Raw genomic sequence first — 10167 nt, 5'->3', positions numbered from 1 at the left:
GTATTGCCGAGATACATCGCGCGCGCGCCGAGCGGATTGCCGGGGCCACCGGCCATGAAACGCGGCAGATAGGGCTGGCGCTCGATCATCTCCGTCGGCGGATGCCAGTCCGGCCACTCGGCCTTGCGCGAGATCTTCTGCACGCCGGTCCAGGTGAAACCGTCGCGGCCGACGCGGACGCCGTAGCGGACCGCGCGGCCGCCGCCCAGCACGTAATAGAGATAGGTGTTCGGGGTATCGACGATCAGCGTTCCCGCCGGTTCCTTGGTGGCGAAGGTGACTTCCTGCCGGCGCAAATGCGGCGGCAGCTGCACCGGCGCCACTTCAGGCTGTTCCTCCGGCGGCAGCGCGGACAGCACCACTGGCCTGCCATCAGGTCCCTGCGGCTGGGCTCCAGGCGGCTGCTGTTGCACGGTTCCGGTGACATTGCCCGGCGCCGCGACGACGCCCGGCGGGCGAAGCGCGCGATTATCCTCATCGGAATAGATATAGCCTGATCCCGGAACCCGGTTATCGCCGTAGGACTGTGGCGGGGGACCGGCGGGCCGATCGGAATAGATTACCGGCGGCGGTCCATCCCGGCGGCCATAGCGCGGGTCATCGGGGGAAAGGATTGGGCCACGGTCAGAATACACCGGCGGAGCCCCCATCGGGCGGCCGTAGCGGGGATCGTCAGGCGAAAGCACCGGGCCACGGTCGGAATACACCGGCGGCTCCCCCATCGGCCGGCCGTAGCGGGGGTCGTCGGGCGAAAGCACTGGGCCGCGGTCGGAATAAATAGGCCGAGCGCCCATCGGCCGGCCATAGCGGGGATCGTCGGGCGAAAGCACCGGTCCGGGCGGCGCCAGCGCGGTCGAACTCGGCATATTCGGGCCGTCTTCGTCGTCCAGCGCATCGAACTCCATCGGTCGCGGCGTGCGGTAATCGGCCGGACGGCCACCCGGCAAATTCGGCGAATAGACCGTGCCAGGCGGGGTCGGATAGCTCTGCGCCGACGCAAGCGAGGTCCCCGCCACGGCTGCCGCCAAGGCGGCGGCAACGGCAGCACAAATCGTCAGAATGTGTTTGGTCATCATCGCTCTTGTATAGCCCCAAGCCGACACTGGTTCGTTAACGGCAGATGGCTGAAGATAGCGGCGCATTCAAGACAAATCCGGCCAATTCGCGCCAGATTTGGGCTTTTTGTAATGGTCCCGGAGGCACCGTTGCGAACCGAATCCCCACCGCCCCGGCGAACTTCCGCGCCGCCGATATTTAATGAGCGCCGGGGAACGGTTGCGGTATTCTTGAACCAGCCTGATTCGCTGCGCGGCGTGCCCGCTGTGTTGCGAACGCGGCCAGTGTAGTGGTCACCGCGTTCCCGATGGCTCAAGGGCCTTTGCAAAATATTCCGCCAAGGCAGAATCCCGTCAATGCTTCCCGGTTTCCGCTTCCTGATCGCCGCGATCGTATTGTCGATGTCGGTCCTGGTCTTCGGACTTGGCGCGGCAGCCTTGCTGCGCACCGCCCACGAGGAATTTGCCAGCAACCCGTCGTGGCGCGCCGCTCCCGAGGCAAAGTTCGCGCAGCCCGCGGAAGCCACAGGGCCGGTACTGGCGATGCTGCGCGTCGACACGCCCGTCGTGGAGAAGGCGCAGGACGATGTTGCGGCCAGCACCGAACAAGCAGAGAGCACCTCGCTGCCCGCTGAATCCGAGCCGGTCGCCGCGCTGAAGCCGGAGGAATCTTCGCCGCCGGAAACCGTGAAGGTAGTGATCGCAAAGGCGGAAATCCCGGTCGCCGAAGGTCCGGCACCGGGCGAGGCGGCCACGGTTCCGGCGGAGATGCCCGCTTCCCCCGACGAAACCAGGGTCGCAACCGTTGCGACAGACGAAAAATCACCGGAAAATCAGGTGGTCTCGGCCCCGTCCGAACCAATCGCCGCACCGGCTTCGCCGGGCGCCGACATCGCCGCGACGAAAATCGCGACGCTGGGTGGGCCTCCGGTCAACATCGAGACACCACCGACCAAGGTCAGCCATGCGAAGCCTGATCCGAGCGCCATGAAGAATCGTCAGCAGGCAACGCGCGCGGCCCGGCACCGCAGGATTGCGGCGCGCGCGCGCGTGGCGGCACAAGCAGCTCTGCAGCCGGTCAATCCGTTCGGCGAGCCGGCGCGCGCCACTCGCAGTCGTTGAAGGCGTAGGTTGTCAGGCCGGACCGGTCGCGACCGGCGGTCCGTCGGGCAGGCCCCATTCGGACCACGAACCGTCGTAAAGCGCGCTGCCGCGCACACCCAGCCTGTAAAGCGCGAGCGTCAATACCAGCGCGGAGACACCGGAACCGCAACTCGTCACGATCGGTCTGGCCATGTCGACTCCGGCGCCGGCGAAGGCCTTGCGCAATTCATCAAGCGGCTTCATCGCACCAGTATTGGCATCGAACAGCTCCGCATAGGGCACGTTGCGGCTGCCGGGAATGTGACCAGGACGGAGGCCCGGCCGCGGCTCGACACCGGTACCCTCGAAACGCGGGCGTGGGCGCGCGTCGATCAATTGCTCGGCGTGCGTTTGCAGATTGCCGACCAGTTGCTGCTGGCTGCGGATATAGCCTGGATCGAGCCTGGCCTGAAATTTTCCGGGTTTCGGCGCAACCTTGCCGGAATGCGTTGGGCGACCTTCGCGCAACCATTTCTTCAAACCACCGTCGAGCACCTTCACATCGGGATGACCGAACGACAGGAACATCCACCACGCCCGGGGGGCGGCGACCCAGCCACCCGCATCGTAGGCGACCACGGTATCACCTGAGGAAATGCCGAGTGCAGCAACGTCGCGGGCGAACTGCTCGGCGGTTGGAAACATGTGCGGCCGCGGGTCGTTCGGATCGGCTATGTGATCGACGTCGAAGAAAACCGCGCCCGGAAGATGTGCGGCGAGATAGTCCTCCACCGGCAGCGGCAGCACACCGGGCAACTTGAAGGTTGCGTCGATGATTTTCACCTTGGGATCGTCGAGATGGGCGGCGAGCCAATCGGTGGAGACCAGCGGATCGTCGGTGGATGGTGTCATGGATGCTAGATCCTTGTTGTCATTCCGGGGCGCGCCAAGCGCGAACTACGATGTGCAATTGCACATCGGAGAAACTCGAGATAGTAACTTCTGGATTCCGGGTTCGCAGCTCACGCCGCGCCCCGGAATGACGGAGCAAGGTCAACCCTTCGGCTTCTTCGGCTCGAAACTCTCGGTCGGGCCGCCGGCGTCGCGCCAGGCGGCAAATCCGCCCGCGATATGCGCCACCGGTTTCAGCCCCATATCCTGCGCGGTCTTCGCCGCCAGCGCCGAGCGCAGGCCGCCGGCGCAATGAAAGATGAACTTCTTCTCCTGCTGGAAGATCGGCTTGGCATAGGGGCTCAACGGGTCGATCCAGAACTCCAGCATGCCGCGGGTGCAGGAGAATGCTCCGGGAATCCGCCCCTCGCGCTCGATCTCGCGGGGATCGCGGATGTCGACGATCACGACGTCGTCGCTCTGCGAGGCCTTGATGGCGTCCGCAGCGCTGAGCGTTCCGATCTGCGCATTGGCCTCGTCGATCAGCGATTTGATGCCGCGGTGGATGGTCTGGGGCATTGACGTTTCCTCGCTCTTGCCGGCCGCTTCGCGTCACGTGTCCCGGACGCGGTGCAGCGTTCTTGACGATGCGCCGCAGAGCCTGGACCCGTAGCACAGCCAATTCGATGGGCCCCGGCTCTGCAGCGCACCGCTCAAGCGCTGCGCTGCGTACGGGGCACGTACTCCCGTTACCGCACCAGCTCCTTCATCGCGCCTTCGAGACCTTCGATCGTGATCGGGAACATGCGCTCCGAAAACAACCGGCGAATGATGGTGGTCGATTCAGAATAATCCCAGTGCCGCTGCGCCACCGGATTGAGCCACACCGCATGCGCATAGGTGCGCGTGATGCGCTCGAGCCAGACCGATCCCGCCTCTTCGTTGACGTGCTCGACCGAGCCGCCGGGCACCATGACCTCGTAGGGCGACATCGAGGCGTCGCCGACGAACACCACCTTGTAGTCGTGCGGATATTTGTGCAGCACGTCCCAGGTCGGCGTCCGGTCGGTGAAGCGGCGGCGGTTCTGCTTCCACACGCCTTCATAGAGGCAGTTGTGGAAGTAGAAATATTCCATGTGCTTGAATTCACTCTTCGCCGCCGAGAACAGTTCCTCGACCTGTTCGACGTGCGAATCCATCGAGCCGCCGATGTCGAAGAATACCAGCACCTTGACCGCGTTGCGCCGCTCGGGGCGCATATGCACATCGAGATAGCCGTGGTTGGCTGTCTCCCTGATCGTGGTATCGAGATCGAGTTCGTCGGGCGCGCCGGTGCGGGCGAATTTGCGCAAGCGCCTCAGCGCAATCTTGATGTTGCGAATGCCGAGCTCGACATTGCCGTCGAGATCCCTGAATTCGCGGCGATCCCACACCTTCACGGCGCGGAAATTGCGGTTCTTCTCCTGGCCGATGCGGATGCCTTCCGGATGATAGCCCTCCGCGCCGAACGGCGAGGTGCCGGCCGTGCCGATCCACTTGTTGCCGCCCTGATGCCGGCCCTTCTGCTCCTTCAGGCGCTGGCGCAGCGTCTCCATGAGCTTGTCCCAGCCCAGCGCCTCGATCTGCTTCTTCTCTTCCTCGGTGAGATATTTCTCGGCGAGCTTCTTCAGCCATTCGGCGGGAATGTCGGCCTTTTCCATGGCGTCGAGCAGGCTCTCGAGCCCCTTGAACACGGTGCCGAACACCCGATCGAACTTGTCGAGATTGCGCTCGTCCTTCACCAGCGCGGCGCGCGACAGATAATAAAAATTCTCCACCGTCTGCTCCGCGAGATCGGCGTTGAGCGCCTCCATCAGCGTCAGATATTCGCGCAAGGTCACAGGAACCTGGGCGTCACGCAGCGATGTGAAGAATTGCAGGAACATGACTTACAGATTGCCCGGCGGCGAGCCTCCGTCAAGGGCCGGCGGCGCGGATCAGGACAGCTTTGTTTTGCCAAATGAGCCGTCCGACACCCTAGACCTGAAGCGTTTTTCAACTAGAATTGAAGCTGTCAATGTTCGAAACGGGGCTGCGTCCATGGGTATTCTAGCTGCGCTCATCATCGGGGCGATCGCCGGCTGGCTCGCCGGCCTGATCGTACGCGGCGCCGGCTTCGGGCTGATCGGAAACATCGTCGTCGGCATCATCGGCGCACTGGTTGCCGGCTGGGTGCTGCCGCAACTCGGCATCGTGCTCGCGTCAGGCCTGCTTGGCTCGATCCTCGACGCCACGGTCGGCGCGGTGATCGTTCTCGTCATTCTTTCGCTGATCAAGCGCGCCTGATCGATATCCTTATTTTCGCAGCGACCGCCCGGCCGGCGGTCGTTTCCTGTTCGATCAAAGCGCTCGCTTGCGCTCAAGAACAAGCAACAAGCTAAGTACAAAGAGGCAAAGTACGAGATGAAATTTACCGGCACCAAGGACTACGTCGCCACCGATGATCTCAAGATCGCCGTCAACGCCTCGATCGTGCTCGAACGGCCGCTGCTGATCAAGGGCGAGCCCGGCACCGGCAAGACCGTGCTGGCGGAGGAAGTCGCGAAAGCGATCGGCGCGCCGCTTCTGACCTGGCACATCAAGTCCACCACCAAGGCGCAGCAGGGCCTCTATGAATACGACGCGGTGTCGCGGCTGCGCGACAGCCAGCTCGGCGATGCCAGGGTTTCCGACATCGGCAACTACATCAAGCGCGGGAAATTGTGGGAAGCCTTCACCCATGAGAAGCGCCCGGTGCTCCTGATCGACGAAATCGACAAGGCCGATATCGAATTCCCCAACGATCTGTTGCTCGAACTCGATCGCATGGAATTCTTCGTCTACGAGACCGGCGAAAATATAAAAGCAAAGCTGCGCCCGATCGTGATGATCACCTCCAACAACGAGAGGGAATTGCCGGACGCGTTCCTGCGTCGCTGCTTCTTCCACTACATCAAGTTTCCCGACGCCGACACCATGAGCCGGATCGTCGATGTGCATTTCCCTGATATCAAGAAGCGCCTGGTGGAAGAGGCGTTGCGGATCTTTTTCGAGGTTCGCGAAGTGCCGGGCCTGAAGAAGAAGCCCTCGACGTCGGAACTTCTGGACTGGCTGAAACTGCTGCTCAACGAGGACATGACGCCGGAGATGCTGCGGGAGCGCGACCCGCGTAAATTGATCCCGCCGCTGCACGGCGCGCTGTTGAAAAACGAGCAGGACGTGCACCTGTTCGAGCGGCTGGCGTTCTTGAGCCGCAGGGAAGTGTGAGCGGTTTTGATTTTCAAACAGCCAGGACGGCCGTCATTGCGAGCCAACGGGTCGCGCGAATGCGCGCCCGAGGACAGGCTCCGCGAAGCAAATCAGGCATCCCGTCATTCCGCGGCGATGCGAAGCATCGGACCCGGAATCTCGAGATTCCGGGTCTGGTGCTAACGCACCATCCCGGAATGACAACGCGCGGCTCTCGCCAACAAAAAGCTCCGAGACATTGCCCAGAGCTCTGATGACGCACTCGGTCTGGAATGAAAGAGGCCACCAACCGAGGCTACTTAACTCGGTCCCCTAGCAGCTTCCCTGTCGAATTGTGAATGAAGTGCAGCTTGGCGCAGGCCGGGCAGGTCACGGATGAGTGCCTGTCCTTTGCATCCTCTGGCGCGTCGGCCAGCCAATGCTGCACGTTCATCCCAGTTTGGGGGCATTTGAATACGATAGGCTGAGCCATGGCGTGCAATATGCCAATGGCAGCCGCTCACCAAAACTCCGGATGTTTGCGTAGGTGGTCAAAACCGGCCGCTGCGATGCAATATGAAGATCAGCCTTGATGTCTCTAGTGAATCTCGGAGCTTGCTCGCTCGTTGACGGGCTTCACATCAACAATATCACCATCATCGACGTGGTCGCGGATCGTCTCGAATTCTGCCGAGTCAATCTCAAGAAGCCACCTGCTCCACTCGCTTGGATGTCCCGAAGGAGCGATCTGCTCGCCACCTGCGGTGTATCTATACTTCGCCAGCGCCCCCATCGCTCTTTCCATGGCGTCGCCGTTCTTCAGAGTTACCACGCACCTCATCACGTACCTCGCCTGTCGCCGCTTTAAATTTAACCATGGCACGGCGCCTCGGCAGCATGTTGACCAGGATCAAAGCAGGCGCGGCGTCCACCCGGGCATGGCCCGCCGCTTGCCTCTCACGCAGCAGTCACCGTTTAACAGGCGAGGTCCGCTTCATTCGCGTCGACCCAGAGAGCGAGCTGCTCGTCTCGACCCCTTCAGGGGAGGGTAAGAAAGATACGCTGCGTCTTCGGTGCATATTTCAAACAGCCCGCCGTGCACAGACACGACTTCGCAATCTCGCCGCGCGTTTCGCGCGAGTTTTGCTGAGAAATTCCCGCCCTCCAATCGGAGGGCGCAGGGAATGCCGGGCGCCCGATGCGCCCGATAGCCGCGTGTGCCATGTGAGTAGTAGAACGCACACGCGTTAGTCAGGTCACACCGGAATCACCCGGCATTCCCCGCGCAATGGCTTTACGGCTTATAACGCGCTCTCCCCGGTGACCGGGCTTTCTTGCCACCGTCACCTCGCGGATACCTCCGCGAAGCTTGATGCCAGCGTCGGGGCATCAGGACCACACGACTTCGCCGTCCGCATGCAGCATCGCCCGTCAAGCGCGCCGCCAGCGTCCATCGCATCCCGCTCCGCGTTTCGTGACGTTGCGCAACGCCCCTCTGAGGAGCGGGACGGCGATGGATATAAGGTGATTTGGGTCTTCGGAAAATCAGAATATTTTTTCGAAAGGGGCTAGACGGCAAAATTGATGGACGGACTGATTTGCCCGTCAGGCACATCTGCCAGCCACTTCCGCTCTACCCCGAGAACCGGACATCCCCGGCGTCGGCTGGCAGGTCCGAAAAGTGCCAAACGCAGACATGGCGGACTAGATCGCGACAAGAAAAAAGCCGCCCGAAGGCGGCCCTCAAATTTAAACCCGATTATTGAGGATCAGGCGGCCAGCAAAGCCGGCTTTGACTTCCGACGAAACGCTATGAAGCCGAGACCTGCGAAGCCGAGAAGCATCATTGCCCACGTGGAGGGTTCGGGGACGTCGGTGGTGATAGGCGTCATTGTGCCGGTAAATTCACCAGAGCCAGTGAAGGTTAGCTGAGTTACGAAATCGGTCGAATTGTTGGGGTTCAACGCCAAGCTTGGGGAAATACCAAGGACTTCAAATTCTGAAACACCGCCCGTTCCAAAAGTAAGCAGCGTATTCGCTGCGAGATTCGTATCAAATACGAATGCAGTGCCATTCCAGGTGAACACCTCATAGGGAGACGGGTTTCCGATATTGGGCAACAGCACGCTTGCAAAATTTGGATTGGTCGCGCCGGTCTTATAGATGAAACCGGTTGCCACCAAAGGATCGAGCAGTATGGGTATCCCTTGGGAAACAGGGGAGTTAAATTGATAGACTGCCTGGCCGCTAGGACCGGTGCCCGGCGAAACATCCGGCCGGTATGTTGGCGCAGCAATCGGAGTCGCCGAGGCAGCGACATAGCCCGTGAACTGGCGGGTTCGCGCTTCTAACGCACCCGTTGTCTGATTGAAAATGTCGGATTGTATCGAAACAGTATAAACTGTTCCGGGATTTAACTGCGGGATTGCGCCAATATTGACTTGTGTCGTCCCGGGAGCCAATTCGCCGCTAGAATAAAGAGCGCCGCTTCCTTGAGAAGCTTGCGCAAAAAGGTAAACGGACTCTTTGAGCACAAAGCCTGTGGGTATCGTGCTGCCCGTCGGAATTGTCCAGCTGATAGTAGGAGCCAGCGTGCTTCCAGATATTGCAACGGCGGTATTTGGCAACGGAGTCGTCGTGACGGCGAGCGCATTTGTCAAAGCGGTAGCGCTAGTCGGCGAAGTGCTCGCATTGTTGGCGGTAATGGTCCATTGGCCGGTCAGTCCGACAGGTACGCCCGTAACGAACTGATTTGGAAATGCGGTACTGTTACTGTAGGGAAGCGTGACAGTCGTGGTCCCTTGGGTCGCCGTGACAGTCGTGCCATCCGAACTCGGCGTAGAACCGCCCGTAGGCGACGGAGGTCCGCTTGGTTGCACCCCAACCGTAGACGGTGTCGTTAGTAACTCCCGTGTAGTAAGCCGTCGTACCGATTTGCGTCCCAATGCCTGTGGGATTTACGCCAAAGGTGTCCAGAAAATTGCCCGAGTTTGTAAAAATAAGCTGCGTGCTATGCGCGGGCTGCAAATAAGCCACTGTTATCAACAAGCAGCACGCGGGTCCCAAGAGCCATTTCTTGATCAACATGACTACGCCTCCCATTGCAAACAACGCCGGGTGACCATCAGGATCGATCCGCTCGACGAACGTCGAACGTTCCGTCTGTAGTTGAATCAGATTGCCTACCGCTGGCGCAGGCGTTGTCTCTTAAGGGGCATTCGGCGACTTAAATCGCCAAAGGAGCATTGATGTGGATCAATTCGGCACGATAACGGCTGGAATATTTTTTGTTCGAGTATTTAGATTTAAGCATTGTCGGCACCTCAAATATTTCAATTTAGATAGCCGGAAACCAAGGGCTGGCGCGATGTGATGCAGTGTCTGGTTAGGGTCAAACTCGGCCCTCGGAGTGCAACAGAGCTAGATCCGTTCACCCCCTCATAGCGGACTTGCGGACTAGCGATTAGGGCTCGACGAGAATCATCGTGGCGCTTGAGCAGCGTGTGGCGTTGATCTCTTTGACTCTGCCTCAAGGACTGTCAGACGCAACCGCATCAGCTCTGCATATCGAACGCAGAGCGGCTCCCCGAGCCGGTTGCTGAAATTAATTATTCTCTTTTTCGGTCTTTCTTCTGGTTCTCGTGAAGAAGGTTTTGCACGCATGACTGCCCTCCTACTGACGCAAGAATACATTGGGCGCGCTTAAACTGTGCGCCGCTCAAGCCTCCGCTCTTTGATCCATCGCAATAGTGCTGGCTCAAGATGTCGCACCAAGAACTCAGCCCATCTTTCCCGCGATCCCCGCTCGCCAGATGTCCGAAAAGGGTCCAGGCTGTGTGAAAACACCATCAAATGATATGATTCTCCTGCGATTTGGCCGGAGGATTCGATG

9 protein-coding genes are annotated in these 10167 nt (G+C 60.4%); 3 read left to right on the top strand and 6 right to left on the bottom strand.

Translation table 11 applies throughout. The features are described 5' to 3' along the window. Positions 1–1076 (bottom strand): L,D-transpeptidase (locus E8A46_RS04785; protein WP_291558168.1); only part of this gene is annotated, 1076 nt, incomplete at its 3' end. Between the two features lie 336 nt (positions 1077–1412). Between E8A46_RS04785 and E8A46_RS04780 the strand changes: the two genes are divergently transcribed. After that, positions 1413–2177, top strand: a complete 765-nt coding sequence (locus E8A46_RS04780) for a hypothetical protein (protein WP_291558165.1) — start codon at positions 1413–1415, stop codon at positions 2175–2177. Positions 2178–2189: 12 nt separating this feature from the next. Here the strand turns inward: E8A46_RS04780 and sseA are convergent, their stop codons facing one another. From sseA to E8A46_RS04765, 3 genes are all read right to left on the bottom strand, one after another. Further along, entirely contained in the window at positions 2190–3050 is an 861-nt protein-coding gene (gene sseA, locus E8A46_RS04775) for a 3-mercaptopyruvate sulfurtransferase (protein WP_291558162.1), read from the bottom strand. A 141-nt stretch (positions 3051–3191) separates the two neighbouring features. After that, positions 3192–3608 (bottom strand): rhodanese-like domain-containing protein, encoded by a 417-nt coding sequence (locus tag E8A46_RS04770; RefSeq protein ID WP_291558159.1) that lies wholly within the window; start codon positions 3606–3608, stop codon positions 3192–3194. Between the two features lie 170 nt (positions 3609–3778). Beyond that, positions 3779–4954 carry a VWA domain-containing protein gene (locus E8A46_RS04765; RefSeq protein WP_291558155.1) on the bottom strand — a complete coding sequence of 392 codons (1176 nt, stop codon included), beginning with the start codon at positions 4952–4954 and terminating at the stop codon, positions 3779–3781. A 154-nt stretch (positions 4955–5108) separates the two neighbouring features. On the opposite strand from E8A46_RS04765, the gene E8A46_RS04760 reads away from it, so the two are divergent. Both E8A46_RS04760 and E8A46_RS04755 read left to right on the top strand, forming a co-directional pair. Further along, positions 5109–5354, top strand: a complete 246-nt coding sequence (locus E8A46_RS04760) for a GlsB/YeaQ/YmgE family stress response membrane protein (RefSeq protein WP_291558151.1) — start codon at positions 5109–5111, stop codon at positions 5352–5354. 117 nt (positions 5355–5471) lie between these two features. Then, on the top strand, positions 5472–6314 hold the full coding sequence (locus tag E8A46_RS04755; RefSeq protein WP_291558147.1) for a MoxR family ATPase: 843 nt from the start codon (positions 5472–5474) through the stop codon (positions 6312–6314). A 559-nt stretch (positions 6315–6873) separates the two neighbouring features. Here the strand turns inward: E8A46_RS04755 and E8A46_RS04750 are convergent. Next, positions 6874–7116: a hypothetical protein gene (locus E8A46_RS04750; RefSeq protein ID WP_291558145.1), complete on the bottom strand. Its 243-nt coding sequence runs from the start codon at positions 7114–7116 to the stop codon at positions 6874–6876. 928 nt (positions 7117–8044) lie between these two features. Continuing rightward, entirely contained in the window at positions 8045–8935 is an 891-nt protein-coding gene (locus E8A46_RS04745) for a PEPxxWA-CTERM sorting domain-containing protein (RefSeq protein WP_291558141.1), read from the bottom strand. Between the last annotated feature and the right edge of the window lie 1232 nt (positions 8936–10167).

The sequence above is a fragment of the Bradyrhizobium sp. genome (assembly GCF_004799445.1).
Classification (GTDB): domain Bacteria; phylum Pseudomonadota; class Alphaproteobacteria; order Rhizobiales; family Xanthobacteraceae; genus Bradyrhizobium.
This window is presented reverse-complemented; position numbering and strand designations above follow the sequence as displayed.

Bases quoted from the DNA above. Each gene is read 5' to 3' on its own strand.
- E8A46_RS04780 (WP_291558165.1), top strand. From the start codon at position 1,413: ATGCTTCCCGGTTTCCGCTTCCTGATCGCCGCGATCGTATTGTCGATG.
- sseA (WP_291558162.1), bottom strand. From the start codon at position 3,050: ATGACACCATCCACCGACGATCCGCTGGTCTCCACCGATTGGCTCGCC.
- E8A46_RS04770 (WP_291558159.1), bottom strand. From the start codon at position 3,608: ATGCCCCAGACCATCCACCGCGGCATCAAATCGCTGATCGACGAGGCC.
- E8A46_RS04765 (WP_291558155.1), bottom strand. From the start codon at position 4,954: ATGTTCCTGCAATTCTTCACATCGCTGCGTGACGCCCAGGTTCCTGTG.
- E8A46_RS04760 (WP_291558151.1), top strand. From the start codon at position 5,109: ATGGGTATTCTAGCTGCGCTCATCATCGGGGCGATCGCCGGCTGGCTC.
- E8A46_RS04755 (WP_291558147.1), top strand. From the start codon at position 5,472: ATGAAATTTACCGGCACCAAGGACTACGTCGCCACCGATGATCTCAAG.
- E8A46_RS04750 (WP_291558145.1), bottom strand. From the start codon at position 7,116: ATGAGGTGCGTGGTAACTCTGAAGAACGGCGACGCCATGGAAAGAGCG.